Annotated in this window: 21 protein-coding genes; 9 read left to right on the top strand and 12 right to left on the bottom strand. The window is 72.9% G+C overall.

Annotation, left to right across the window (positions count from 1 at the left end):
- Positions 1–209: 209 nt before the first annotated feature.
- Positions 210–4,799, bottom strand: coding sequence for an ATP-dependent helicase (locus tag OTB16_RS36310; protein WP_267726804.1), 4,590 nt, complete (start codon positions 4,797–4,799; stop codon positions 210–212).
- Positions 4,800–4,879: 80 nt separating this feature from the next.
- Here OTB16_RS36310 and OTB16_RS36305 point away from each other — a divergent pair, with 80 nt between their 5' ends.
- From OTB16_RS36305 to OTB16_RS36295, 3 genes are all read left to right on the top strand, one after another.
- On the top strand, positions 4,880–5,716 hold the full coding sequence (locus OTB16_RS36305; protein WP_267726802.1) for an AraC family transcriptional regulator: 837 nt from the start codon (positions 4,880–4,882) through the stop codon (positions 5,714–5,716).
- Positions 5,717–5,903: 187 nt separating this feature from the next.
- Positions 5,904–6,602 carry an AzlC family ABC transporter permease gene (locus tag OTB16_RS36300; protein WP_267726831.1) on the top strand — a complete coding sequence of 233 codons (699 nt, stop codon included), beginning with the start codon at positions 5,904–5,906 and terminating at the stop codon, positions 6,600–6,602.
- On the top strand, positions 6,599–6,907 hold the full coding sequence (locus OTB16_RS36295) for an AzlD domain-containing protein (RefSeq protein ID WP_267726801.1): 309 nt from the start codon (positions 6,599–6,601) through the stop codon (positions 6,905–6,907). Before OTB16_RS36300 ends, OTB16_RS36295 begins: the two co-directional genes overlap by 4 nt.
- Here OTB16_RS36295 and OTB16_RS36290 read toward each other — a convergent pair.
- Positions 6,876–7,892, bottom strand: a complete 1,017-nt coding sequence (locus OTB16_RS36290) for a hypothetical protein (RefSeq protein ID WP_267726799.1) — start codon at positions 7,890–7,892, stop codon at positions 6,876–6,878. The two genes, OTB16_RS36295 and OTB16_RS36290, sit on opposite strands and share 32 nt — an antisense overlap.
- Positions 7,893–7,973: 81 nt before the next feature.
- Here OTB16_RS36290 and OTB16_RS36285 point away from each other — a divergent pair, with 81 nt between their 5' ends.
- Positions 7,974–8,168: a DUF3046 domain-containing protein gene (locus OTB16_RS36285; protein ID WP_267726798.1), complete on the top strand. Its 195-nt coding sequence runs from the start codon at positions 7,974–7,976 to the stop codon at positions 8,166–8,168.
- Between the two features lie 392 nt (positions 8,169–8,560).
- Positions 8,561–9,655 (top strand): AI-2E family transporter, encoded by a 1,095-nt coding sequence (locus OTB16_RS36280; RefSeq protein WP_324290930.1) that lies wholly within the window; start codon positions 8,561–8,563, stop codon positions 9,653–9,655.
- Here OTB16_RS36280 and OTB16_RS36275 read toward each other — a convergent pair.
- Entirely contained in the window at positions 9,603–10,364 is a 762-nt protein-coding gene (locus OTB16_RS36275) for a Clp protease N-terminal domain-containing protein (protein WP_267726796.1), read from the bottom strand. The genes OTB16_RS36280 and OTB16_RS36275 overlap by 53 nt on opposite strands.
- A 533-nt stretch (positions 10,365–10,897) precedes the next feature.
- On the opposite strand from OTB16_RS36275, the gene recA reads away from it, so the two are divergent.
- Together recA and recX are read left to right on the top strand one after the other, a co-directional pair.
- Positions 10,898–12,028 (top strand): recombinase RecA, encoded by a 1,131-nt coding sequence (gene recA, locus OTB16_RS36270; RefSeq protein ID WP_267726795.1) that lies wholly within the window; start codon positions 10,898–10,900, stop codon positions 12,026–12,028.
- 3 nt (positions 12,029–12,031) lie between these two features.
- Positions 12,032–12,598: a recombination regulator RecX gene (recX, locus tag OTB16_RS36265; RefSeq protein WP_267726794.1), complete on the top strand. Its 567-nt coding sequence runs from the start codon at positions 12,032–12,034 to the stop codon at positions 12,596–12,598.
- Positions 12,599–12,680: 82 nt separating this feature from the next.
- On the opposite strand, the gene OTB16_RS36260 is transcribed toward recX, so the two are convergent.
- The 8 genes from OTB16_RS36260 to OTB16_RS36230 all read right to left on the bottom strand — a co-directional run bounded on the left by OTB16_RS36260 (position 12,681) and on the right by OTB16_RS36230 (position 20,626).
- Entirely contained in the window at positions 12,681–13,076 is a 396-nt protein-coding gene (locus OTB16_RS36260) for a rhodanese-like domain-containing protein (RefSeq protein ID WP_267726829.1), read from the bottom strand.
- Positions 13,067–13,627 carry a cupin domain-containing protein gene (locus tag OTB16_RS36255; protein WP_267726792.1) on the bottom strand — a complete coding sequence of 187 codons (561 nt, stop codon included), beginning with the start codon at positions 13,625–13,627 and terminating at the stop codon, positions 13,067–13,069. The genes OTB16_RS36260 and OTB16_RS36255 overlap by 10 nt, the downstream gene beginning before the upstream one ends.
- Before the next feature lie 75 nt (positions 13,628–13,702).
- Positions 13,703–13,789 (bottom strand): putative leader peptide, encoded by an 87-nt coding sequence (locus OTB16_RS39395; protein WP_311318651.1) that lies wholly within the window; start codon positions 13,787–13,789, stop codon positions 13,703–13,705.
- Positions 13,790–13,991: 202 nt separating this feature from the next.
- Complete coding sequence (locus tag OTB16_RS36250; RefSeq protein ID WP_267726791.1) at positions 13,992–15,575, bottom strand: FAD-dependent oxidoreductase; 1,584 nt, start codon at positions 15,573–15,575, stop codon at positions 13,992–13,994.
- A 1,663-nt stretch (positions 15,576–17,238) separates the two neighbouring features.
- On the bottom strand, positions 17,239–18,132 hold the full coding sequence (locus OTB16_RS36245) for an amino acid ABC transporter permease (protein ID WP_267726790.1): 894 nt from the start codon (positions 18,130–18,132) through the stop codon (positions 17,239–17,241).
- Positions 18,129–18,803, bottom strand: coding sequence for an amino acid ABC transporter permease (locus tag OTB16_RS36240; protein WP_267726788.1), 675 nt, complete (start codon positions 18,801–18,803; stop codon positions 18,129–18,131). The genes OTB16_RS36245 and OTB16_RS36240 overlap by 4 nt, the downstream gene beginning before the upstream one ends.
- A 62-nt stretch (positions 18,804–18,865) precedes the next feature.
- Positions 18,866–19,720: a glutamate ABC transporter substrate-binding protein gene (locus tag OTB16_RS36235; protein ID WP_267726787.1), complete on the bottom strand. Its 855-nt coding sequence runs from the start codon at positions 19,718–19,720 to the stop codon at positions 18,866–18,868.
- 120 nt (positions 19,721–19,840) lie between these two features.
- The gene (locus OTB16_RS36230) at positions 19,841–20,626 is read right to left on the bottom strand and encodes an amino acid ABC transporter ATP-binding protein (protein ID WP_267726786.1); all 786 of its coding nucleotides are present in this window, start codon (positions 20,624–20,626) and stop codon (positions 19,841–19,843) included.
- 274 nt (positions 20,627–20,900) lie between these two features.
- Here OTB16_RS36230 and OTB16_RS36225 point away from each other — a divergent pair, with 274 nt between their 5' ends.
- On the top strand, positions 20,901–21,605 hold the full coding sequence (locus OTB16_RS36225; RefSeq protein WP_267726784.1) for a response regulator transcription factor: 705 nt from the start codon (positions 20,901–20,903) through the stop codon (positions 21,603–21,605).
- A gap of 12 nt (positions 21,606–21,617) precedes the next feature.
- Positions 21,618–23,030, top strand: coding sequence for a sensor histidine kinase (locus OTB16_RS36220; protein WP_267726783.1), 1,413 nt, complete (start codon positions 21,618–21,620; stop codon positions 23,028–23,030).
- Between the two features lie 4 nt (positions 23,031–23,034).
- On the opposite strand, the gene OTB16_RS36215 is transcribed toward OTB16_RS36220, so the two are convergent.
- Positions 23,035–25,212: an endo-beta-N-acetylglucosaminidase gene (locus OTB16_RS36215; RefSeq protein WP_267726782.1), complete on the bottom strand. Its 2,178-nt coding sequence runs from the start codon at positions 25,210–25,212 to the stop codon at positions 23,035–23,037.
- Positions 25,213–25,247 lie beyond the last annotated feature (35 nt).

Raw genomic sequence — 25,247 nt, 5'->3', positions numbered from 1 at the left:
CGGACCTCCTCCGCCCGTGGCGAGGCATTGTCGCTGAGGGGGACGGCTGTGGACCCGGCCGTGGCTGAGGTGGTTCTCCGTTCGTGGATCTTCTCCGCCCGTGGCGAGGCATTGTCGTCGAGGGGGACGGCTGCGGGCCCGGCCGTGGCTGCGGGGCGCGCCACGGACGTGGAGGCCGGGACGCGGAAGGGGTGAGGGCCCCGCGGCCGTCAGGTGCGCAGGCGCAGGCCCCGGGGGGTGGCGTGGAAGCCGGAGGCTTCCAGGGGCGGGCCGTACGGGGAGGTCAGGGAGGCGGCCGCGTTGACGCGCTCCACCGTCAGGGCGGGGATGGTGCCCGCGCGGCAGGCGCCCGCCAGGGCCGCGACCGCCGACGTGAGGCGGGGATCGTCCGGCGGGGGCCAGGCGAGGAGGGTCTTGCCGCCGCGCTCCAGATACAGGGTGAGTTCCCCGTCGACCAGCACCACCAGCGAGCCCGCCTTGCGGCCCGGCTTGTGGGTGGCGCCGACCGGGGGCTCCGGCCAGGGCAGGGCGGCGCCGTAGGCGTTCGCGGGGTCGGCGGCGGCCAGGACCACCGCCGCCAGCGGGGGCGGGGTGCGCTCGGCGGCCCGGAGCCGGTCCACCGCGCCGTCCATCGCGAACTGCGCGGCTCCGAGTCCTTCCACCACGTACCCCCGGCGGGCCTGGCCGCTGTCCTCGAAGGCCGCCAGGATGCGGTAGACCGCGCTGAAACCGCCCTCCACGCCTTCGGCCGCCACCGCTCCGCGGGTGACGACTCCGTGGCGGTCCAGCAGGGTGCGGGCCAGGGCGTGGGCGCGGTGGGTGGGGTCGGGGGCCCGGAGGGGCAGGAGGGACCAGCGGCCCGACACGGTCGGCGGGCCGGTCCGGGACACGGTCGCGCTCAGGGTGCCGTACCGGCCGCGCGGGACGGTCCGGCGGGCGCGGTGGGCCGTCGCGCCCGCCGTGCGGCCTGAACCCAGCAGGGAGCGCAGCGGGGCCAGGGTGTCGTTCGTCAGCCGGCCCGACCAGGCCAGGTCCCACAGCACCTCGGACAGGGCCAGGTCCGACGCCTCCGGGTGGCCGGCCCGGACGGAGTCGGTGATCTGGCGGAAGAACAGCCCGTACCCCCCGGCGAGGGAGTCCAGGACCGCCTGGTGGAGCGGGCCGAGCTCCAGGGGGTGCGGCTGGGGCAGGAGCAGGGGGGCCGCGTCGGCCAGGTAGAGCGAGATCCAGCCGTCCTTGCCCGGGAGGGCCCCGGCGCCCGCCCAGACGACCTCGCCGGTGGTGGTCAGGTCGTCCAGCAGGGCGGGGGAGTATCCCGCGACCCGGGAGGGCAGGATCAGGCGCTCCAGGGCGGACGCCGGTACCGGGGCGCCCTGGAGCTGTTCCACCGCCCGGGCCAGGCCGTCGATGCCGCGCAGGGCGCCGCCCACGTGCTGCCACTGCGGGAGGAACGTGGCCAGCGAGTCCGGCGGCACCGGTTCCAGTTCCTGGCGGAGCGCGGCCAGGGAGCGGCGGCGGAGCCGTCGCAGCACCGTCGCGTCGCACCACTCCTGGCCGATGCCCGCCGGGTGGAACTCTCCCTGGACCACCCGGCCGGCCGCCGCGAGCCGGTGGAGCGCGCCCTCGGTGACCGCCGCGCCCAGGCCGAAGCGGGCGGCCGCGGCGGCCGTCGTGAACGGCCCGTGGGTGCGGGCGTACCGGGCGAGGAGGTCCCCGAGGGGGTCCTTGACCGGCTCCGTGAACGCCTCCGGGACACCGACCGGCAGCGCCGTGCCCAGGGCGTCCCGCAGCCGGCCCGCGTCCTCGATCGCGGCCCAGTGGTCCTGTCCGCCGATCCGGACGGAGATCGCGCGCCGGGCCGCGGACAGGGCGGCGGCCCAGGCCGGATCAGCGCCGCGCTCGGCCAGCTCGGCGCCGGTGAGGGGGCCCAGCAGGCGCAGCAGGTCGGCGACCGACTCGGCGTCCTTCGCCCGGCGGTCCTCGGTGAGCCACTGGAGCTCCCGCTCCAGCTCCTCCAGCACCTGCGCGTCGAGCAGTTCGCGCAGCTCGGCCTGGCCCAGCAGTTCGGCCAGCAGCCGGGAGTCCAGCGACAGCGCGGCCGCCCGGCGCTCGGCGAGGGGCGAGTCGCCCTCGTACAGGAACTGCGCGACGTACCCGAAGAGGAGGGAGCGGGCGAACGGGGAGGGTTCCGGGGTGGTGACCTCGACGAGGCGGACCCGCCGGGCCTCGATGTCGCCCATCAGCTCGGTCAGGCCGGGCACGTCGAAGACGTCCTGGAGGCATTCCCGTACGGCTTCCAGCACGATCGGGAAGGATCCGAACTCGGAAGCCACCTGGAGCAGCTGGGACGCGCGCTGGCGCTGCTGCCACAGCGGGGTGCGCTTGCCGGGGCTGCGCCGCGGCAGCAGCAGGGCGCGGGCCGCGCACTCGCGGAAGCGGGAGGCGAACAGCGCCGAGCCGCCGACCTGGTCGGTGACGATCTGGTTGACGTCGCCGCGGTCGAGGACGACGTCGGCGGCGCCCAGCGGGGCCTGCTCGTCGTCGAACTCGAAGGCCGGCGTTCCCGCAGGGTCGTGGTCCAGGAGGTCCATGGACAGCAGGTCGGCGTCCGGCAGGCGCAGCACGATACCGTCGTCGGCGTGCATGACCTGCGCGTCCATGCCGTACTTCTCGGCGAGGCGGGCACTGAGGGCCAGCGCCCACGGGGCGTGCACCGGCGCGCCGAACGGGGAGTGGACGACGACCCGCCAGTCGCCCAGCTCGTCGCGGAAGCGCTCCACGAGGATGGTCCGGTCGTCCGGTACGTGCCCGCAGGCCTCGCGCTGCTCGGCCAGGTACGCCAGGAGGTTCTCCGCGGCCCAGGCGTCCAGGCCGGCCGCCAGCAGCCGTAGCCGGGCGTCCTCGCCGGAGAGGGCGCCCAGCTCGCGCAGGAACGCGCCGACCGCGCGGCCCAGCTCCAGCGGGCGGCCCAGCTGGTCGCCCTTCCAGAACGGCAGCCGGCCCGGCACCCCGGGAGCCGGGGTGACCAGGACCCGGTCGCGGGTGATGTCCTCGATCCGCCACGTCGTGGTGCCCAGGGTGAACACGTCCCCGACGCGGGACTCGTACACCATCTCCTCGTCCAACTCGCCGACCCGGCCGCCGCCCTTCTTCGGGTCCGACCCCGCGAGGAAGACGCCGAAGAGGCCGCGGTCCGGGATAGTGCCGCCGGAGGTGACCGCGAGGCGCTGGGCCCCGGGCCGCCCGGTGACCGTCCCGGCCACCCGGTCCCACACCACGCGCGGCCGCAGCTCGGCGAACGCGTCCGACGGGTAGCGGCCCGCCAGCATGTCCAGCACTGCTGTGAACGCCGACTCGGGCAGCGCCGCGAACGGCGCCGCCCGCCGCACCAGCGCGATCAGGTCGTCGACCTGCCAGGTGTCCATCGCGGTCATCGCGACGAGCTGCTGCGCCAGGACGTCGAGCGGGTTGGAGGGGATGCGGAGGGACTCGATCGAACCGGTGCGCATCCGCTCGGTGACCACGGCGGCCTGCACGAGGTCGCCCCGGTACTTGGGGAAGACCACGCCGGTGGACACCGCGCCCACCTGGTGGCCGGCGCGGCCCACGCGCTGGAGCCCGGAGGCCACCGAGGGCGGAGACTCCACCTGCACCACCAGGTCCACGGCGCCCATGTCGATGCCCAGTTCCAGGCTGGAGGTGGCGACCACGGCGGGCAGCCGGCCCGCCTTCAGGTCCTCCTCCACCAGGGCCCGCTGCTCCTTGGACACCGAACCGTGGTGCGCGCGGGCCAGCAGCGGCGGGGCGCCGTGGGAGGCGCCCGACTGGGCCATGATCTCGGCCGGGGGCGAGCCCTCGGGGAGCTGCTCGCCCGTGGCGCGCTCGTACGCGATCTCGTTGAGCCGGTTGCAGAGCCGCTCGGCGAGCCGGCGGGAGTTGGCGAACACGATCGTCGAGCGGTGGGCCTGGACGAGGTCGGCGATCCGCTCCTCCACGTGGGGCCAGATGGACGGCTTGTCCCCGCCCTCGCGCCCCTCCGTGGCCGGGGAGCCGCCCAATTCGCCCATGTCCTGCACCGGCACGACCACCGACAGGTCGAACTCCTTGGTGGACGGCGGCTGGACGATCTCCACCTTGCCCCGCGGCGCCAGGTACCGGGCCACCTCGTCCACCGGGCGGACCGTCGCGGAGAGCCCGATCCGGCGCGCGGGGCGCGGCAGCAGCTCGTCCAGCCGCTCCAGGGACAGGGCGAGGTGCGCGCCGCGCTTGGTGCCGGCGACGGCGTGCACCTCGTCCAGGATCACCGTCTCGATGCCGGCCAGGGCGTCCCGGGCGGCCGAGGTCAGCATCAGGAACAGCGACTCGGGCGTGGTGATGAGGATGTCCGGCGGGCGGACGGCCAGCGAGCGCCGCTCGGCGGGCGGGGTGTCCCCCGAGCGGATCCCGACGCGGATCTCGGGTTCGGGCAGGCCGATCCGTACGGACTCCTGGCGGATGCCGGTCAGCGGGCTGCGCAGGTTGCGCTCGACGTCCACGGCCAGCGCCTTCAGGGGCGACACGTACAGCACCCGGCAGCGCTTCTTCGGTTCGGCCGGCGGCGGGGTCGAGGCGAGCTGGTCGAGGGCGGCGAGGAAGGCGGCCAGCGTCTTGCCCGATCCGGTGGGCGCCACGACGAGCACGTCCGAGCCCTCGGCGATCGCCCGCCACGCGCCCTCCTGGGCGGCGGTGGGCAGGGCGAAGGCCCCCGTGAACCAGGAGCGGGTCGCGGGGGAGAACGATTCGAGCGCGGAGCCGACCATGTCCCCATCCTGCACCCCGGCACTGACAACGGTCCGGACCTGGGGAAACGCCGGTCCGCGGCGGGGCGCAGAATGGGGGGATGGGGACGGACGAGGACCGCCGCGAGTGGGCGCGGCACTGGCGGTACCCGGAGCTGCCCGGGCTGGACCTGCTGCGTGCCCGCTACGTCCGCCACACCTTCCCGCGCCACGCCCACGACGGGTACGTCATCGCGGCCGTCACCGGCGGCGTCGAGGAGATCGGGCTGCCGGGCGGCACCCTGCGGGCCGGGCCGGGGAGCGTGGTCCTGATCAACCCCGAGGTCGCGCACACCGCGCGGGCCGGGGTGCCGGAGGGGTGGGCGTACTCCACGCTCTATCCCTCCCGCGAGCTGATCGGCGAGGTCGCCGCCGAGATCGGGACGCTGCGCGGAACCCCCGGTTTCACCGCCGACATGGTCACCGACCCGGAGGGTTCGCGGGCGATCGCCGACGTGCACCGGGCCGCCGAGGCGGGGAACGCGCTGGCCGCCGACACCCTGCTGCGGGGCGTGGTGGCGCGGATGCTCGGCCGGCACGCGGGCCCGCTGCCGCCGCGTACGGTCCGCGGGGCGGGCGCCGCCGACGCGGCGGCCGCGCGGGCCGTGCTGGAGGAGCGGATGGCGGATCCGCCCTCGCTGGAGCAGCTGGCAGCCGGTCTGGGGACGAGTCCGTTCGCCCTGCTGCGGGCCTTCCGGGAGCGGTACGGGATGCCGCCGCACACCTGGCTGACCGACGCCAGGGTCCGGCGGGCGCGCCGGCTGCTGGACGCGGGGACCCCGCCGGCGGAGGCGGCGGTCGCCGTCGGCTTCACCGACCAGCCGCACCTGAACCGGCACTTCACCCGGATCGTGGGGGTGCCCCCGGGCGCGTACCGGCGGGGGCGGGCCGCCGGGTAGGCCCGCCGGGCAGGCGCGCCGGGCGAGTCCGCCGGGCAGGCGCGTCGGGCAGGCGCGTCGGCAGGGTCCGCCGGGCAGGCGCGTCGGCAGGGTCCGCCGGGGATCCGGGACCCGGGTCGAGCGCGCAAGAACGTACAAGACCGGACCGGCCCTCCCTGCGTACCTTCGCGGCGTGGGAGAACATCAGATGGTCATACGAGAGGCCCCCGACGGGGTCGACGACAAGCCGCGGGGCGCCGTCGTCCGGGACGCGCTCGGGGTCGGGGTGGCCGTCGGTCTGTCCGGATTCGCCTTCGGGGTGACCGCGGCCGGGGCGGGGATCAGCACGCTCCAGGCCTGCGTGCTCAGCCTGCTCGTCTTCACCGGCGCCTCGCAGTTCGCCCTGGTCGGGGCGCTGGCCGCGGGCGGCAACCCGTTCACCGCGGCCGCCGGGGCCTTCTTCCTCGGCACCCGCAACGCCTTCTACGGCCTGCGGCTGTCCCAGCTGCTGGCGTTCCCCCGGCCCGTACGGCCGCTGGCCGCGCACTGGGTCATAGACGAGACCACCGCCGTGGCGCTGGCCCAGCCCGACCGGAAGTCGGCCCGGCTCGGCTTCACCGTCACCGGGCTCACCCTGTACGTGCTGTGGAACCTCACCACCCTGCTGGGCGCCCTGGGCGCCGAGGCCATCGGGGACACCAGGGCCTGGGGCCTGGACGCCGCCGGGCCCGCCGTGTTCCTGGCGCTGCTCGCGCCGATGCTCAAGACCTCCACCGAACGGACCGTCGCCGCCCTCGCGCTCGTCCTCGGGCTGGCCTTCCTGCCCGTGCTGCCCGCCGGGGTCCCCGTGCTGATCGCGGCGCTCGCCGCTCCCGCGGTGCTGTGGATGAAGGGACGCCGCTCGTGAACGTCTGGATCGCCATCGGGCTCACCGTCGTCGGCTGCTACGCCGTCAAGCTCGCCGGGCTCCTCGTCCCCGCCGCGGCGCTGGAGCGGCCGCTGGTGAGCCGCCTGTCCGCCCTGCTGCCGGTCGCGCTGCTCGCCGCGCTCACCGCCCAGCAGACCTTCAGCACCGGGCACGAGCTCGTCCTCGACGCCCGCGCCGCGGGGCTCGCGGCCGCCGGGCTGGCGCTGGTGCTGCGGGCGCCGTTCCTCGTCGTCGTCGCCGCGGCCGTGCTGGTCACCGCGGGGGTCCGGGCGCTGGGCTGGTAGCGGCGCCGTCCGGCAGGCGCCCGTACGCCCGCAGGGTGAGCAGGGCCTCCAGGGTGGCGATGGGCCGCCGCTCCAGCGAGCTGCCCGGCGCCCACTCCCGGCGGTACACCGGCCAGCCGCCGTCCGGCTGCTGCTGCGCGGCCAGGAAGTCCAGCGAGCGGCGCACCTCCTCGTCGGTGAACCAGCCGCGGGCCAGCGAACCGGGTCCCCGCGCGAAGTCGTGCGGGAACAGCTGCTCGGCCGGCGCGTAGCCGGGGGCCGGCGGGTACTCGGCGCGCCGCCCGGGGTCGAGCACCACCAGCCCTCGCTCGCGCGCGAGGCGCCCCAGCCGGTCCGCGGCCGCGGCCGCGCGCGGCCGGTCGGGGACGCCGTCGAGGAAGGCCACCGCGCTCTGGACCTCGTACGGATGCGACTGGCGCATGCCCTCGACGCGGTCCCAGCAGAAGTCCGTGGCCCGGAAGAGCCAGGCGTGCCAGACCCGGTTGCGGTGCAGTACGCCGACGACGGGGCCCGTGGCCAGCAGCTCGCCGGGAGGGTCGTCGTACGCGGGGTGGTACGGGGCCGCGAGATGGCCGCGGGGGGCCGGGACGAGGGTCGGGAGGGCGCCGTCCGCGGTGGAGACCCGGGTCAGGTGGCCGCAGAGCCGCTCGATCCGCTGCCCGCCGCAGCGGCCCAGGCCGTCCAGGACCCGCAGCGCGTGCGCGGTGTGCAGGGGCTGGCTGAGCGGGCCGCGCAGATCCGGATCGAGCGCGTGCCCGTAGCCGCCGTCGTCGCCCAGGTAGGCGCCGAGGGCGGCGTCCACGGGGTCGGCGTCCGCGCCGAGGAAGTGGAACGCGAACCGCCGCTGCTCCAGCACCCGGGCCGTGAGCCAGATGAACCGCTCGGCGCGGGCCAGCCGGTCCTGCGGCGGGGCGGTCGGGGCCGGGTGGACCGGGTGGACCGGGTGGACCGGGTGGACCGGTGGGGGAGCTTCGTCTCCAGGCATGCGAGAAACCGTAGGGCGCGGTGGTGCGCCGGAGGGGGACAAACGGGGCGGGTGCACTCTCCGGGGCGGGATACTGGAGGCATGCGGTTGACGATTTTCTGGGAGCGGATGGCGGAGCACTTCGGTGCGGGCTACGCGGACTCCTTCGCGCGGGACCACGTCATGACGGAGCTGGGCGGACGCACCGTCCACCAGGCGCTGGACGCGGGCTGGGAGGCCAAGGACGTGTGGCGCGCGGTGTGTTCCGCGATGGACGTGCCCGCCTCGATGCGCTGACCCCGCTCGGCCGGACGCGGCTTCGCCGGATGGGCGGCCGGTGGGCGAGACTTGACCGCGTGGCAGCGACTGATGAGACGACCGACCAGCCCGCAGGCGCCCCGGACGCCGCTGCCGGGGTGCCCGTGACGGCTACGACAGCCGCGGCGGTACCGGCGGCTCGGCCGGGCGCGACGGCCGGACCGTCCGAGGGGCCTGCGGCAGCCGGAGGGTCCGCGGCGGCCGGAGGTGCGGCGGAATCCGCGGCGGTCGGAGGTCCGGCACGATCCGCCGCGGCCGGAGGGCCCGCCGGCGCCGGGGAGCCGCCCCGGCCCGCCGATCCGGCCCGCCCCGGCGGACCGCCTCCGGGCGCTGTCCCGGCGAGCGCTGTCCCGGCGGGCGCGGGCGAGCGGATGCCGCGCTGGCTGCCGCGCGCCGTGGTCCTCGTACTGGCCCTCGTTGCCTGCTTCCAGCTCGGCAGCTGGGCCTTCCACCAGCTGATGGGGCTGCTGGTCAACATCCTGATCGCGTTCTTCCTGGCGCTCGCGATCGAGCCTGCGGTGGCCCGGATGGCGGCCCGCGGCATGCGGCGCGGATTCGCCACCTTCCTGGTGTTCCTCGCGGTGTTCGGCTTCGCGGCGGGCTTCTTGATCCTGCTCGGCTCGATGCTCGCCGGGCAGATCGTCGCGATGGTCGAGAGCTTCCCGAACTACCTCGACTCGGTCATCGACTCGATCAACGCGACCTTCCACACCAAGCTGTCCCGCCTGGACATCCAGGACAGCATGCTGCACTCCGACTGGCTCCAGAAGTACGTGCAGAACAGTGCCAGCGGGGTGCTCGACGTGTCCGCCACGGTGCTCGGCGGGCTCTTCCAGCTGCTGACGGTCGGGCTGTTCTCCTTCTACTTCGCCGCCGACGGGCCGCGGCTGCGGCGCGCGCTGTGCTCCGTACTGCCGCCCGCGAAGCAGGCCGAGGTGCTGCGGGCCTGGGAGATCGCCGTCGCCAAGACGGGCGGCTACCTCTACTCGCGCGGGCTGATGGCGCTGATCTCAGGCGTCGCGCACTACATCCTGCTGGCGATCCTCGGTGTGCCGTACGCGCCGGCGCTCGCGGTGTGGGTGGGGCTGGTCTCCCAGTTCATCCCCACCATCGGCACCTACCTCGCGGGTGCGCTGCCGATGCTGATCGCCTTCACGGTCAACCCCTGGTACGCGCTGTACGTACTCGGGTTCGTGGTGGTCTACCAGCAGTTCGAGAACTACGTCCTCCAGCCGAAGCTGACCTCGAAGACCGTGGACATCCACCCGGCGGTGGCCTTCGGCTCGGTCATCGCGGGCACCGCCCTGCTGGGCGCGGTCGGGGCGCTGATCGCGATCCCGGCCGTCGCCACGCTGCAGGCGTTCCTCGGCGCGTACGTGAAGCGGTACGCGCTGACGCAGGACGCGCACACCTCTACCGCTGCGTCCCGTCCGTGGAGCCGAGTGCGGCTGCCAAGGCGTCGCTGACCCACGCCTCGACGCCGGCCTTGTCCGCGCCGAGCCCGCTGAGCACGCCCGTGCCGTTCTCCAGCTCCAGGAGGGCGAGGAGGACGTGCTCGGTGCCGATGTAGTCGTGGCCCAGTCGCAGGGCCTCGCGGAAGGTGAGCTCCAGGGCCTTCTTCGCGGAGGCGTCGAAGGGCACCAGTTCGGGGACCTCGGCCTGGGCCGGGGGCAGGGCGGCGGCCGAGGCGGCGCGCAGGTCGTCCGCCGACACCCCCTGGGCGGCGAGCGCGTGCGCGGCGAGGCCGTCGGGCTCGGCCAGCAGGCCGAGGACGAGGTGCTCGGTGCGGATCTCGGCGTTGCCGGCGGCGCGCGCCTCGTTCTGCGCGGTCACGACGACGTTGCGGGCGCGGGGCGTGAAGCGGCCGAAGCCCTGGCCCGGGTCGATCCCCGCCTCACCCTCCTTGTCGGCCTTGGGGACGAAGCGCTTCTGGGCGGCCTGACGGGTGACGCCCATGCTGCGGCCGATGTCGGTCCAGGAAGCGCCGGAGCGACGGGCCTGGTCGACGAAGTGGCCGATGAGGTGGTCCGCCACGTCCCCGAGCGCCTCGGCGGCGACGACGGCGCCGCTGAGCTGCTCCAGGGTGTCGGTGTGGACTTTCTTGATGGCCTCGATCAGGTCGTCGAGACGTACCGGGTTGGTCATGCGAACGGGTTCCACGGAAGGGTTCGTCATGGAGGCAACCGTAGGTTGACAGTCTCATGACTGTCAACCCTGGGTTGTCAGTAAGTGGCTGCGTCGGGTCGGCCGCCCCGCGCTCGTCAGTGACCGGCGGCGGAGGCCTTCGCGAACTTGTCCCACTGGGCCTTGGTCACTTCCTCCGGCATCCCGCCGAAGCCCCTGGTGCGATGGCGTCCGGCCGGAACGAGAGGGGCACCGCGCCGGAGTGGATCGCCGTCAGGTCCCCTCGAGGTCCCGCCGGAACCCCGATGGTGGGTAGGGGGTGCCCCCGCGCCGCCCGTCCTCCGGGGTCGCCCGGCCGGGGCGAACCCGCAGGTCCGCGCCCTGCGGGGGTGCGGGTTCCGAGCCGCGTCGCAGCCGGTCGCGGGACGGCCGGGGAGGGGTGGGCGTGGCGCGCTTGACAGGGAAATCGAACATCCATTCTGATTGTTATCCACAGCCGGACCGGCGCTGGAGGCGCATTGTCAGTGGCAGGCATTAGCGTCAAAGGCGTGAAGCGATCGACTCAAGCAAATCGGGTGGAACCCATGGCAGGCACCGACCGCGAGAAGGCTCTCGACGCCGCTCTCGCACAGATTGAACGGCAATTCGGCAAGGGTGCGGTCATGCGCCTCGGCGACAAGCCGAACGACCCCATCGACGTCATCCCCACCGGATCGACGGCGCTGGACATCGCCCTCGGCGTCGGCGGGCTCCCCCGCGGCCGCGTGGTCGAGGTGTACGGGCCGGAGTCCTCCGGTAAGACGACCCTGACCCTGCACGCCGTGGCCAACGCGCAGAAGGCCGGCGGCACCGTCGCCTTCGTGGACGCCGAGCACGCGCTCGACCCCGAGTACGCCAAGGCCCTCGGCGTGGACACCGACAACCTCATCCTGTCCCAGCCGGACACCGGCGAGCAGGCGCTGGAGATCGTGGACATGCTGGTCCGCTCCGGTGCCCTCGACCTGATCGTCATCGACTCCGTGGCGGCCCTCGTGCCGCGCGCGGAGATCGAGGGCGAGATGGGCGACTCGCACGTGGGTCTGCAGGCCCGCCTGATGAGCCAGGCGCTCCGGAAGATCACCGGTGCGCTCAGCCAGTCCAAGACCACCGCGATCTTCATCAACCAGCTCCGCGAGAAGATCGGCGTGATGTTCGGCTCGCCCGAGACCACCACCGGTGGCCGCGCGCTGAAGTTCTACGCCTCCGTACGCCTCGACATCCGCCGCATCGAGACCCTGAAGGACGGCACGGACGCGGTCGGCAACCGCACCCGCGTCAAGGTCGTCAAGAACAAGGTCGCGCCGCCGTTCAAGCAGGCCGAGTTCGACATCCTCTACGGCCACGGCATCAGCCGCGAGGGCGGCCTGATCGACATGGGCGTGGAGCACGGCTTCGTGCGCAAGGCCGGCGCCTGGTACACGTACGAGGGCGACCAGCTCGGCCAGGGCAAGGAGAACGCGCGGAAGTTCCTCTGCGACAACCCCGCCCTGTCCGACGAGATCGAGCGGAAGATCAAGGAGAAGCTGGGCGTGGGGATCCGCAAGGACGCCGCGGCCGCCACCCCCGAGGCCGCTGCTGCTGCCGGTACCGACACCGCCGACGCCGCGGCCGCCGCCGTGCCCGCCCCCGCATCGAAGGCCAAGACGACGGCCAAGGCCGCCGTGGCCAAGAGCTGACCCGTGCGGGAGCAGGAAAGGGGCGGTGAAGGCCGGCGCGGCCGTGAAGACCGCCAGGAACTGCCGTCCCAGAGCCCCGAGGAGCAGGCGCGGGCGATCTGTCTGCGCCTGCTCACCGGAATGCCGCGCACCCGGCGGCAGCTCGCGGACGCACTCGCCAAGCGGGGCATCCCCGAGGAGGTGTCGGAGCAGGTCCTCTCGCGGTACGAGGAGGTGGGCCTGATCGACGACGCCGCCTTCGCCGGAGCCTGGGTCGAGTCCCGGCACCGCGGCCGGGGCCTGGCCCGGCGGGCGCTCGCGCAGGAGCTCCGTACCAAGGGGGTGCACACCACCCTCGTGCAGGAGGCGCTGGAACAGCTGGACTCCGACCAGGAGGAGCAGACCGCCCGGGAGCTCGTGGAGCGCAAGCTCCGCGCCACCCGGGGCCTGGAGCGGGACAAGCGCATCCGGCGCCTCGCCGGCATGCTCGCCCGCAAGGGGTACCCGGAGGGCATGGCCCTGCGGGTGGTCCGCCGCGCGCTGGAGGCGGAGGGCGAGGACGCCGAGGGGCTGGGTTACCCGGGGGAGTGACCAGGACCGGGGGAGTGGCCAGGGGGGTACCGCGTCCCCGCCGGACCGTGACGGGGTGAACCGCGGCACGCCCCCCGGGACGTCAGGAGGGGACGACCGGCAGGCCCGCCGACTTCCAGGCCTGGAAGCCGCCGGTCAGGTCCGTGGCGCGGTGGAGTCCCAGGGCGTGGAGGGACGCCGCCGCGAGGGTGGAGGCATAGCCCTCGTTGCAGATCACCACCACCCGGAGGTCGTGGCTCGTGGCCTCCGGCAAGCGGTGGCTGCCCCGCGGGTCCAGGCGCCACTCCAGTTCGTTGCGCTCGATGACCAGCGCGCCCGGGATCAGGCCGTCCCGCTCGCGCAGGGCCCGGTAGCGGATGTCCACCAGCACGGCCCCGGCGCGGGAGGCCGCGGCGGCCTCCTCCGGGCCGACCCGGTCATAGGCCGCGCGGATCCGCCCCAGCAGTTCGTCGATGCCGACCGGGGCGCTCACTGCCAGTCCGCCGGACGCTCGACGTGCTCCAGGGTGAGGACGGGGCCGGAGCGGCTGTAGCGCCGGATCAGCGGCAGCGGCGGGTAGTAGGCGTGGACCGAGATCGCGTGCTCGGCCGGGGACTCGTTCAGGACTTCGTGGACGTGGTGCTCGGCGAAGGCCCGTCCGGTGCCCGCGTCCAGGTGCCGGAGGCGGTCCACGTCGGGAGCGAGCTCCAGGGACTTCCAGCCCTCCGAGGGCAGGCGCACGGCCAGCGAGTTCTCGGTGAGCCGGCCCCGGGCGGTGGCGAACGCGCCCCGCGACTCCGCGTGGTCGTGCCAGCCGGTGCCGGTGCCCGGCGGCCAGCCGATCAGCCAGGCCTCGCTGCCGGCGGGCCCGTCCAGCCGGATCCAGGTACGGCCCTGCGGGTCCAGCGGCAGGGCCGCGACGGCGTCGGCGTCCGCCGCGGTGTGCAGGGCGAAGTCGAGGAGTTCGCGCGCCGTCGGGCCCCCGGCCGGCGCGGCGGGTGCGGGGACGGCGACGGGTGCCGGAGCGGGGGCGAGCGTGGGTGCAGACATGGAGGAGGACCGTTCCTGGGGTTCGCGGAGGTGCGCGCGGGCCGGTGACGGCACGGGGCGCGCGGAGGAGGCGAATCAGCAGGAAGGGCGACACACGCAGCCCGCGTAGCGGAGCAAGTCCATATGGACCCTCCGCCACAGGCGTACGTCGTTGCCGGTCATGTTCGCGAGTGAACCACGAGTCCGCGGGAGGGGCAATCGATCACGGCTGGAGTCCCGGTCCAGCACGTCAGTCCAGCAGGTCAGTCCAACAGCGCAGCATGTCAGTCCAGCAGGTCGGCCGAGCAGGTCGGTCCGGCGCGTCGGTCCGGCAAGTCGGTCCGGGCGCGTCGGACTCGCACTGCCGTCGACCACCGCCGGAGCCTCAGTCGACCACCGCCGTGGGCGTCGTGGCGGGAGTCGTCAGCGCCGCCGCGTCCGGGGCTCCGGCGCGGACGGCGTCCGCCGCCTCGTACAGCTCCGCCGGGCTGACCCCCGCGAAAGTCGCCGCGAGGTGCCCGTCGGGCCGTACGAGGAGCACGGTGTGCGCCGGGGCCCCCGGGTAGCTCTCCGCGACGAGCAGGTCGGTCCGGACGGGCAGCGCGCTCACCGCGGCCGCGAGCCGCGGCATCAGCCCGGCGCCGAGCCAGTGGCGCCGGTCCCAGACCCCGGTGCCCGGGGCGACCAGGATCACCAGCAGCCGGCCGCCCAGCAGGTCCCGCAGCGGTACGGTCGAGCCGTCGGGCGCGGTCACCGCCACGTTCGCCACCGGCCCGCCCGGTTCGGTGGCCGTCGGCACCTCGCGTACGGCCACGGGCGGGGCGTACGCGGGCTCCGCGCCCAGCGGGCCTCGCCCCAGGTGGCCGTCGGCGAGCAGGGACTCGGCGGAACGGGACGCCCCGGGCAGGTACGTGCGCAGGCCGCCGCCGGCCCGCAGCACCGGCATCGCCTGGTCGGCGGCGCGCAGCCGGGCCGCGACGGCGGTGCGCCGCTCGGCCTCGTAGCTGTCGAGCAGGGCCTCGGAGGCCCCCTGGTGCCAGGCCAGGGACAGTTTCCACGCCAGGTTCTCGGCGTCCCGGAGCCCCTCTTCGACACCCTGGGTGCCGAGGGCGCCCAGCAGGTGCGCGGCGTCCCCGGCGAGGAATGCGCGCCCCTCGCGCCAGCGCCGGGCCAGCCGGTGGTGCAGGGTGTGGACCCCGGTGTCGATCAGGTCGTACGGGGGAGTCGTGCCCCCGCACCACACGGCGAGGGTGTCCCGTACGAGGTTCACCAGCGCGTCGGGGGTCACGAGGTCGCCGCGCGGCGGCAGCAGCCAGTCCAGCCGCCACACCCCGTCGGGCAGCGGCCGGGCGGTGGCCTCGTCCGGCCCGGACGGCAGGCCGCGGTGCAGCAACGCCTCGCCCGGCCAGGGGAGTTCGGTGCGCAGGGCGGCCACGGCGTGCCGCTCCACGGCGGTCCGGCCCGGGAAGCGGATGCCGAGCAGCTTGCGCACGGTGGAGCGGGCGCCGTCGCAGCCGACGAGGTGGCTGCCCCGCCACCAGGTCGTCTCGGCGCCGCGGGTGTGGGCGGTCACCCCGCGGCCGTCCTGCTCCAGGGAGTCGAGTCGGCAGTCGGTGACCAGCTGGACGAGCGGGTGCGCGGCGGCGGCGTCGCGCAGTCCGCGGGTGAGGGCGTGCTGCGGCAGGTGCAGCGGGGCCGGGCCGTCGTCGAAGGTGCGGCGCTGGGCGGACTGGCGGCGGCGTACGGTGCGCCAGGCGGCGAAGTACGCCCCCTCGTCGCGCAGGGTCGTGCAGCCCAGCCGGTTCACCATGGCCGCGGTGTCGGAGTGCAGGACGACCGTACGGGCCGGCCGGCGTTCCTCCTTGCCGGGCCCCTCGTCGAGCACGACGGTGGGTACGCCCTGGCCGGCCAGGGCGAGGGACAGGGACAGTCCGACGGGCCCCGCGCCGACGACGATCACCGGGTCCATGGCGCGGCTCCCGATGTCCGGTATGTGATCACAGAACGTATGCAACCGACTGAACGTTCCCGAGTCAAGTGACACCGTGCGGCGAGCCGACAAGGGGAATCATTTACTCCGCATGGAGTGGATGCGTCGCAATGTCGAAGATGTTTCGCGACACTCTGAAGGGCATTGATTATCGGACATCTGGCGCATATATATACGCGACGAATTCCAGCCTCGGTGTGCCGGAATTGATTCATCTATTTACAATGCTCAAATAAACCTCAAGATAATGATATTCTCTTGCGGATTCGCGACGGGCATGGAATTCTCGTATTTGTGCAGGGGGCATTCCCGAGGTTACGTTGCCCCTCTTTCGGGGTGTCGAGCCCTCTCTGGTAGTTGTTTCTAGATGGGAAGCAGGTGAGGAAAGTTGCTGAAGCGTATTCGTGGTCGTGCTGCCACTATTCCGGTGGCCGGATTGCTGCTCGCCGGAATCTTCACGCTAGGCGTCGAGGCACCCGCATCGGCCGCCCCGCAGGGGCGTCCTGATGGGTGCCGTAAGGAGGTCCCGGGAAATTGGGGCGCCGTCGTCAGTTGTAGCAATCACAACGGCGGATCCTATCGAGCCTACGTTACGTGCACGGACCCCGCGGATGGGAGGGTGATGGGATTCTATGGGCCGTGGAGGCAGTGGGGAAACTCTATTGCCTACTGTGAGAGCTCCTACCGGGCCACCTCTGCGGGGATTGAGACGTCCGTCCGAAACAACACCTGAATTCAGTCGAGGCTACTGGGAGGGATCTGTGACGATGAAGAAGGCGCTTACAGTGCTGTTGGCCGCTACGGCGATGGCGGGTATGGGGCTCCAGGGAACGGCTACTGCGGCCCCGACGGGCTGGCCGGAGGGCTGCTGGACCTGGACGGTTCCCGAAACCAACGGTCGGGCAGCCAACTGCACCAGCCCTAACGGTGGGAGTTGGAAGGCGTCTGCGAAATGTCAGCCCTATGACGGTGCACCCGCCATCACTTGGGACGCGACGTCTTGGACCAAGAGCGGAATTTCCATGGCCTTCTGTCCGCCGCTGACCTACGTCACCGGCGGGACATTCTGGACCCGTTCCTACTAGTCGCGTGCGCTAGCCGCACCGATTCCTGAGGCAGGTCAAGAATTCCCGGTGGCCCATCGTGAAATTTGATAGGTCGCCGGGAATTCTCCGTGATCCTTATCCTGCTCTGTGGCATGAACCCATGCGGCGGCGAAGGAGCGTCGTCGGCCTGCTCGAGGAGCTCACAATGGGGTCGGCGACCCGGTGGGCCGGCAGGTATGGCGGTGCCGTGCATACCGCTCGTGGGGCTGATGCCCTACCTCGAGCCTCAGGTGCCTTTGGTAGTGATGTGGTGGGTACCCCGGAGGGCGCCGGTGCGTCGCGGTCGGCCCGCAGAGCGGGGCGGACGGTTCGAGAACCGACAGGGGCCTTGCGATCGCCTCGGGGACCACAGTGGAAGATCGCTGCGGTGCGGGGTGGCGGCTGGCATGGTGGGCAACCCCATGGGTGCGTACGTCAAGTGATAAAGGTGCGGGCATGCGTGTGGTGCGGCGGATGAGATCTGCCGCACCACACGTGTCACTTCGTTCCATCGGGTTGACTATGTGTCAGACCCCAGAGGGGATTGTCCCGTTGCGTCAGGGGGCCTTGCCCACGCCGGACGCGCCGCCCGCGTCGACCTCGGCCACGTCGCCCTCGAGGACGGCGCCGGTGCCCCTCTTCGACTGCCGCAGCCGCTTCTCGAGTGCGGAGGCCAGCGTGGTCAGGGTGAAGTTCACCGCGATGTAGATCAGGGCGATCGTCACCATGGTCGCGATGGTGTTGCTGTAGTTGGCGGAGATCTGCCGGTTCATCGACATCAGGTCGGCGAAGCCCAGGAAGGCGCCGCCGAGTGCGGTGTCCTTCAGGATCACCACGAGCTGGCTGACCAGCGCGGGCAGCATCGCCGTGACGGCCTGCGGGACCAGGACGTACATCATGGTCTGGCCCTTGCGCATGCCGATCGCCTTGGCCGCGTCGGTCTGGCCACGCGGCAGTGACAGGACGCCGGCCCGGACGATTTCAGCGATGACCGAGGCGTTGTACAGGACGAGGCCCGTGACGACGGCGTACAGCGGCCGCAGATCGGAGCTGACGGTTCCGAGCATCACGTACAAGGCCGAGCTGAAGATCATCAAGATGAGGACCGGGATGGCGCGGAAGAACTCCACGAGCGCGCCGACCGGGACACGCACCCACGCGTGGTCGGAGAGCCGGGCGATGCCGAAGGCCGCGCCCAGTGGCAGCGCGATCACCATGGCGATCAGGCCCGCTTTGAGGGTCTCAACGAGGCCGGGCAGCAGGAACGTCGTCCAGACCTGGCTGTCGGTGACGAATGGGGTCCACTTGTCGGCCTCGAGCTGGTTCTTCTCGGCCATGCGGTCGAGAATCCACCACAGGGCTAGCGCGACGAGTACCGCGAAAACGCCGGTGTAGATCCAGTTGCGGAGCTTGGCCTTGGGGCCGGGCTTGTCGTACAGAACGGAGCTCATCGCTTCACCGCCACTCGCTTGGCCACCCAGCCCAAGAGCAGGCCGGTGGGCAGGGTCAGCAGGACGAAGCCGAGGGCGAAGACCCCGAAGACCGCGAAGAGCGCGTCCGCCTCGTTCTCCAGCATTTCCTTCATCAGCAGGGCCGCCTCGGCCACGCCGATGGTTGCCGCCACCGTGGTGTTCTTGGTGAGGGCGATCAGCACATTGGTGAGCGGTCCGACGACCGCCCGGAAGGCCTGGGGAAGCACGATCAGAGTGAGTACCTGGAAGAAGCTCAGACCCAGCGCACGGGCGGCCTCGGCCTGGCCGACGGGCACGGTGTTGATGCCCGAGCGCAGCGCCTCACAGACGAACGTCCCAGTGTAGGCGATCAGGCCCAGGATGGCGAGGCGGAATCCAATCTCCTTTGAATCCCCGCCGGCGAGCGTGATGCCCAGGGTCTGGTCCAAACCCAGCGAACAGCCGAGGACCAGCAGGGTCAGCGGAGTGTTGCGCACGACGTTCACGTACGTCGTACCGAAGGTCCGCATCAGCGGGACCGGGCTGACCCGCATCCCGGCCAGCATCAGGCCCCAGATCAGGGACCCGACCGCCGAGTAGAGGGTGAGCTGAACCGTCACCCAGAAGGCTCCGAGCACGTCATACTGCCCGGAAGTAAGAAAGTCGAACACGTTGCCCTGCGCTCTCCCCAGGATGGCCGGTGAGGCGCGCGGCGGCGCGCCTCACCGATGAATCAGCTGCCTTCGGTGATCTGCGGGGCCGGCTCGGCCTTGTAGTCGGCGGGACCGAGGTTCGCGTCCATGGCCTTCTGCCAGGAGCCGTCCTCGACCATCTTCTTGAGCGCGGCATTGACCTTGGTTTGCAGGTCCTTGTCGCCCTTCTTCAGGCCGATGCCGTAGGGCTCGTCGCTGAGCTTCAGGCCGGCCAGCTTAAACTTGCCCTTGTTCTTCTCCTGCGCGGCGTACCCGGCCAGGATCGAGCCGTCCGTGGTAAGCGCGTCCACGGCCTTGTTTTCCAGGCCGGTCAGGCACTCGGAGTAGCCCGGGTACTCGCGCAGGTCGGCGTCGGGAGCCAGCTTGGTCTTGACGTTCTGTGCCGAGGTGGATCCGGCGACCGAGCAGAGCTTCTTCTTGTTGAGGTCCTCGGCCTTGGTGATCGAGGTGTCGTCGGCGCGGACCAGCAGGTCCTGGTGGGCCAGGAAGTACGGGCCGGCGAAGTCGACCTTCGCCTTGCGCTTGTCGTTGATCGTGTACGTCGCGACGACCAGCTTGACGTCACCGTTCGCGATCAGGTTCTCGCGCTCGGCGCTGACGGCCTGCTTGAACTCGATCTGGTCCGGCTGGTAGCCGAGCTCCTTGGCCACGTACGTCGCGACGTCGACGTCGAAGCCCGTGTACTTGCCGTCCGGGGTCTTCAGGCCCAGACCGGGCTGGTCGTACTTGATGCCGACGACGATCTTGTCCTTGGCGGTGCCGCCGGACGCACCGGCGTCACTCGCGGCGTCCTTGGCGCTGCCGCCACAGGCGGTCGCGGTCAGGGCGAGAGCGACGGCGATGGCCGCGGTCGTGGCGACCTTGGAGATCTTCATGGTGAACTTCCCTCGGATGAGACGTTGTTGAACGACGAGCGACGCTTTACGGGCACGTGCGCAGGCGGCAGGAGCCGGTCGGGCGGCGGCCCGTCACCGGATCACTACCAGACCCGGACCTCAGTGGTGCAGGATCTTCGACAGGAAGTCCTTGGCCCGGTCACTGCGCGGGTTGCTGAAGAACTGCTCGGGCGTGGCCTCTTCGACGATCTTGCCGTCGGCCATGAAGACGACCCGGTTCGCCGCGGAGCGGGCGAAGCCCATCTCGTGCGTGACGACGACCATCGTCATCCCCTCCCGGGCGAGCTGCTGCATGACCTCCAGCACCTCGTTGATCATCTCCGGGTCGAGCGCCGAGGTCGGCTCGTCGAACAGCATCACCTTCGGGTCCATCGCCAGCGCGCGGGCGATCGCCACGCGCTGCTGCTGGCCACCGGACAGCTGCGCCGGGTACTTGTCGGCCTGCGAGCCGACGCCCACCCGGTCCAGCAGGGCCACGGCCTTCTCGCGGGCGGCCTTCTGGTCGGTCTTGCGGACCTTGAGCTGGCCCAGCATGACGTTCTCCAGCACCGTCTTGTGCGCGAAGAGGTTGAACGACTGGAAGACCATGCCGACGTCGGCGCGCAGCCGGGCCAGCGCCTTGCCCTCGGCGGGCAGCGGGCTTCCGTCGAGCGTGATGGTGCCCGAGTCGATGGTCTCCAGACGGTTGATGGTCCGGCACAGCGTGGACTTGCCCGATCCCGAAGGACCGATCACGACGACGACCTCACCGCGGGCAATGCTCAGATCGATGTCCTGAAGCACGTGCAGCGCGCCGAAGTGCTTGTTGACGTTGCTCAGTACGACCAGGTCGTCCGCGGCACCGGCCGCGTCCTGCACGTCCTTGGTCACTGATACTCCGCTCATCGGCTTCTTGCTCCGTCCTCCTCGGTTGGGAGGACAGTAGTGACGTGGCGCGCACAACGTCATCACATCTGAGGGAGAATTGAGGATAACAATCCGGCCTCGCCCGGATACGCTCCGTGCGTGCCGCCCGCGCTGCCGCCCCGGGCGCGTACCGGGTGCATAACGGAAGGCGCGCCGCACCGGAACCCCCTTGACGTGGGACTCCGCATCGGCGTGGATGCAGGGTGGCCATGCGTACGGAAGCTGAAGAGCAAGAAGAGGAGAGGGGGACGGCATGAGACTGCTGCTCGTCGAGGACGACGACCACGTCGCCGCCGCCCTGTCCGCGATCCTCGCCCGGCACGGCTTCCGGGTCACCCACGCCCGCAACGGCGAGGAGGCCCTCCAGGCGCTGCTGCCCGCCGGAGCCCCGCCCTTCGGCGTCGTCCTGCTCGACCTCGGCCTGCCCGACCAGGACGGCTACGAGGTCTGCGGCAAGATCCGCAAGCGCACCGCCACGCCCGTCATCATGGTGACCGCCCGGGCCGACGTGCGCTCCCGCATCCACGGGCTGAACATGGGCGCCGACGACTACGTCACCAAGCCGTACGACACCGGCGAGCTCCTCGCCCGCATCCACGCCGTCGCCCGGCGCGCGGGAGCCTCCGAAGAGGCCGCCGCCACCGGAACCGGCACGCCCGCCGTGGTCCGGCTCGGCACCGTCAGCATCGAGCTGCCCACCCGGCGGGTCAGCGTGGACGGCGCCGACGTACCGCTCACCCGCAAGGAGTTCGACCTGCTGGCGCTGCTGGCCCAGCAGCCCGGCGTCGTCTTCCGCCGCGAGCAGATCATCAGCGAGGTCTGGCGCACCAGTTGGGAAGGGACGGGCCGCACCCTGGAGGTGCACGTCGCCTCGCTGCGCTCCAAGCTGCGCATGCCCGCCCTCATCGAGACCGTCCGCGGGGTGGGCTACCGGCTCGTCGCCCCGGCCGCCCCCTAGCGGGATCCCGGCGTGCGTGCCCGGCTGCTCCCGCTGCTCGTCATCCTGATGGCGGGCACGCTGCTCGCCCTCGGCTTCCCGCTGGCCGTGAGCCTGGCCGCCGGCCAGCAGCAGCGGGTGGTGGTCGACCGGATCGACGACAGCGCCCGCTTCGCCGCCCTCGCCCAGTTCGTCGTCGACGCCGAGGGCTCCGGGTCCACCGGAGCCGACGAGCGCCGCGCGACCCTGCAGCTGGAGCTCGTCCGCTACCAAGAGCTGTACGGCATCCGCGCCGGCATCTTCTACCGCGACGACAACGCCATGGCCCGGGCCCCGGGCTGGTGGGAGCTCCCGGCGAAGGGCGAGGGCCGGGAAGCCTTCGTCGAGGCGCTCGCTGGACGCCGCAGCCACGACCCCCCGCAGGTGTGGCCCTGGCAGACACACGGGAAACTGCTTGTCGCCTCCCCGGTGGTCCTCGACGGTGACGTCGTGGCCGTCGTCGCCACCGAATCGCCGACCGACCAGATGCGGAGCCGGATCCTGCGCGGCTGGCTGATCATCGCCGCCGGGCTGGCCGCCACCATGCTGGTCGCCTTCGGCGCCGCCCTGCGCCTCACCAGCTGGGTCCTCAAGCCCGTACAGACCCTGGACGCGGCCGCCCACGGCATCGCCACCGGGCGGATGAACTCGCGGGTCGCCGCCGCCGGCGGGCCGCCGGAACTGCAACGCCTCGCCCATTCGTTCAACGAGATGGCCGACAACGTCGAAGAGGTGCTGGAACAGCAGCGGGCGTTCGTCGCCGACGCCTCCCACCAGCTGCGCAACCCGCTCGCCGCGCTCCTCCTGCGCATCGAGCTCCTCGCGCTGGAGCTTCCCGAGGGCAACGAGGAGATCGCCTCCGTGCGCACCGAGGGCAAGCGCCTGACGCAGGTCCTGGACGACCTGCTCGACCTGGCGCTCGCCGAGCACGCCTCCGCGGAGATCAGCCTCACCGACATCGGGGCGCTCGCCGCCGAGCGGGTGGCGTCCTGGCGGCCGTACGCCGAGGAGCGGGGCGTACTGCTCGCCCTGACGGGCCGGAGCGCCGTCACCGGCTGGGCCGACCCCATCGCGCTGTCCAGCGCGCTCGACGCGGTCATCGACAACGCCCTCAAGTTCACCCCCTCCGGCGAGGAGGTCGAGGTGTCGGTCGAGGCCGTCGCACGGACCGTCCGCGTGGTCGTCGCCGACCGCGGGCCCGGTCTCACCCAGGACGAGCTGCTCCGCGTCGGCGACCGCTTCTGGCGCAGCGGACGGCACCAGAACGTCAAGGGCTCCGGCCTCGGCCTGTCCATCTCCCGGGCCCTGCTCGCCGCGGGCGGCGGGTCCCTCTCCTACGAGAACAACCCGCCGCACGGACTCCGGGTGACGGTGGCCGTCCCGCGCACCGACCCCGCCGCGCCCTGAGGGGTCAGTCCCAGGGGAGCGCGGTGCGGGCCGGGGCGGAGGCCGCGTACAGCTCGTCCACGGCCCGCACCTCGAAGGCCACCGCCCGCTCCCGGCCCGCGCGGGGGACCGCCGGGAAGTGCAGGGCCGTCCCGCAGGTGCCGCCGAGGAAGCGGCGGGTGCCGTCGGGCAGGACGCGGGAGACCTCGTAGTGCCGGACCCGCGGGGGGCGGGCGGGCCGCCCCGGTGCGCGGTGCCAGGACAGGCGGACCGCCGCCGTGCCGTCCCGTGCGGCCGAGGCGTCCACGGTCAGCGCGGTGGGCGGGGCCGGCCGCCGTCCGGCGGAGCCGTCGCGCACCGACAGCGCGCCGAGCCGCCACTCCACCGGACCGCTCCCGAGCGCGGTGATCCGTACGGCGAGCCCGTACGCCGTCCTGCCCGCGAGGGCGGCGAGCCCGAACCGCGCGGTGCGCCAGCCCGGCCCCGGGGCGGGTTCCCGAGCCGGAAACCAGGTGTACGGGACCGGCTCGCCCGGGGCGGCCGGCTCGCGTACGGCGACGCCGACCTCCACGCCGACCTCCGTGCCGACCGGGCCCGTCGCGGCGCAGTGCACCAGCTCCAGCACGGTGGAGCGGGTCAGCGGCAGCCGGGTGGAGTGCAGCCCGACCGCGGCCGGCGCGGTGAGCCGGCCCGCGACCAGCAAGCTGGAGCCCCCGCGCCAGGCCCGCGCGAAGTCCAGGGTCACGGCGGGCCGCGACCCGGAGGTCTCCACGACCCAGCGGCGGCCCGGGAGCCGGTCCTGGAGCCCGAGGTGGCTCCAGGGGGCGTCGGAGACCACCTCGCCCGCCTCGTACCAGCGTTCCCCGTGGCCGGTGTTGAAGGAACACGCGAACGGCAGCGCGGCGACCGTGGACCGGTCGGCGACGACCGTGGCGGGGGCCCGCCACGTGCCCTCGGGCGCGGGGCGGGACGGGTCGAGGGACTCTCCCGTCCAGAACCGGTCGTCGGCGCGGTGGAAGGCGCCGGGGGAGCGGTCGGCGAGGTGGTCGCGCGTCCACTCCGGCCGGTAGAGCCCACAGCTGACGACGTGGTCGCGCCCGCGCGGCACGATCGCGTCCCAGCGAACCTCGGTGTTCCAGCCGTTGGACTCCACGTCCACGCCCGCCCACAGCTCGTGGCGGCCGCGCCCGAGCCGGTCCGCGAGCGCCCCCGACGAGGCCAGCCGCTCCGGGGTCCAGCGGAAGTCGACGAACAGCGTGTCGGACACCGGGCCCGTCCGGTCCTCGAAGAACTCCTGGTTGAGCTCGTTGAGCGCCCCCTGCCAGCCGACCCGGCCGGTGCTGTTCATGGCGTCGTACCAGGTGGTGCGCAGCCCGTGCGGAGCGCCGGCCGTCCGTAACGCGCGCAGGAACTCCCGCATCCGGGACGCGAGTTCGCTGTCGCCGCCGTCGGTCTCGGCGTTGACGAACCAGCCGTCGAAGCCGTACGCCGCCGCGACCAGGGCCAGTTTCCCGGCGATCGGGAAGCAGCCGGAGGCGTCCTGTTGGACGAGGTCGCGGGTCCACTGGAGGTCGCCGCCGTAGGCCGCGGGCGGCAGGAAGACGTTGCCGAGGACGCGGACCCCGTTGCGGTGGGCGGCGTCGATCACCGGGGCGTTCGGGGCCAGCACGATCCCCTCGCCGGAGGAACCGCCCCAGAAGACCAGCTCGTCGATGTACGCCCAGTGCGTGAGGGCGTAGGAGTCGGCGGTCGGGGAGCCCTGCGACGGGTTCCGCGCGGTCGGCCCGAAGGAGACGAGGGAGGAGATCCGGGCCTGGCCGGCGCGGGCGCCCGGATGGGGCGCGACCGGGGTGAAGCGCGGGGCGAGCGGCACGGAGGCGGTGTTGTGGGCGAGGTCGGGGTCCGACTCAGGGGTCCACCGCTTCAGCGAGCGCCACACGATGCCCGGGCCGGGGGCGCCGTGGGGGAGCGAGTCCGGGAACCAGTAGGAGGCGTACGGGGTCAGGTCGGCGGCGGCGGCGGCCGGCCCGGGCGGGGCCGGGGCGGCGGGCACCGCCCGGGCCGTGGGGGTCGGGCCGAGCAGGGCGAGGGCCCCGGCCCCGGCTCCCGCGGCGAGCACGCCGCGCCGGGTCGGGCGTACGGGGGCTCGGGCGGGGGTGGTACCGGCGGTACGAGGGTCGACGCCGGGGCCGGTCTCGGACATGCGGGGCTCCTCCGGAGGGGCGGGCGGGTTGGCGA

Origin of the sequence: Streptomyces antarcticus (assembly GCF_026627255.1) — a bacterium.
Lineage (GTDB): Bacteria > Actinomycetota > Actinomycetes > Streptomycetales > Streptomycetaceae > Streptomyces > Streptomyces antarcticus.
The sequence above is the reverse complement of the archived record's forward strand: the minus strand, read 5'-3'. Positions and strand labels throughout refer to the sequence as shown.

Excerpts from the sequence above, each read along its gene's own strand:
- OTB16_RS36310 (WP_267726804.1), bottom strand. The coding sequence starts at position 4,799 with ATGGTCGGCTCCGCGCTCGAATCGTTCTCCCCCGCGACCCGCTCCTGG.
- OTB16_RS36235 (WP_267726787.1), bottom strand. The coding sequence starts at position 19,720 with ATGAAGATCTCCAAGGTCGCCACGACCGCGGCCATCGCCGTCGCTCTC.
- OTB16_RS36230 (WP_267726786.1), bottom strand. The coding sequence starts at position 20,626 with ATGAGCGGAGTATCAGTGACCAAGGACGTGCAGGACGCGGCCGGTGCC.
- OTB16_RS36275 (WP_267726796.1), bottom strand. The coding sequence starts at position 10,364 with ATGACGAACCCTTCCGTGGAACCCGTTCGCATGACCAACCCGGTACGT.
- OTB16_RS36255 (WP_267726792.1), bottom strand. The coding sequence starts at position 13,627 with ATGTCTGCACCCACGCTCGCCCCCGCTCCGGCACCCGTCGCCGTCCCC.
- OTB16_RS36280 (WP_324290930.1), top strand. The coding sequence starts at position 8,561 with ATGCCGCGCTGGCTGCCGCGCGCCGTGGTCCTCGTACTGGCCCTCGTT.
- recA (WP_267726795.1), top strand. The coding sequence starts at position 10,898 with ATGGCAGGCACCGACCGCGAGAAGGCTCTCGACGCCGCTCTCGCACAG.
- OTB16_RS36250 (WP_267726791.1), bottom strand. The coding sequence starts at position 15,575 with ATGGACCCGGTGATCGTCGTCGGCGCGGGGCCCGTCGGACTGTCCCTG.
- OTB16_RS36290 (WP_267726799.1), bottom strand. The coding sequence starts at position 7,892 with ATGCCTGGAGACGAAGCTCCCCCACCGGTCCACCCGGTCCACCCGGTC.
- OTB16_RS36300 (WP_267726831.1), top strand. The coding sequence starts at position 5,904 with ATGGTCATACGAGAGGCCCCCGACGGGGTCGACGACAAGCCGCGGGGC.
- OTB16_RS36285 (WP_267726798.1), top strand. The coding sequence starts at position 7,974 with ATGCGGTTGACGATTTTCTGGGAGCGGATGGCGGAGCACTTCGGTGCG.
- OTB16_RS36245 (WP_267726790.1), bottom strand. The coding sequence starts at position 18,132 with ATGAGCTCCGTTCTGTACGACAAGCCCGGCCCCAAGGCCAAGCTCCGC.
- OTB16_RS39395 (WP_311318651.1), bottom strand. The coding sequence starts at position 13,789 with ATGACCGGCAACGACGTACGCCTGTGGCGGAGGGTCCATATGGACTTG.
- OTB16_RS36305 (WP_267726802.1), top strand. The coding sequence starts at position 4,880 with ATGGGGACGGACGAGGACCGCCGCGAGTGGGCGCGGCACTGGCGGTAC.
- OTB16_RS36215 (WP_267726782.1), bottom strand. The coding sequence starts at position 25,212 with ATGTCCGAGACCGGCCCCGGCGTCGACCCTCGTACCGCCGGTACCACC.
- OTB16_RS36225 (WP_267726784.1), top strand. The coding sequence starts at position 20,901 with ATGAGACTGCTGCTCGTCGAGGACGACGACCACGTCGCCGCCGCCCTG.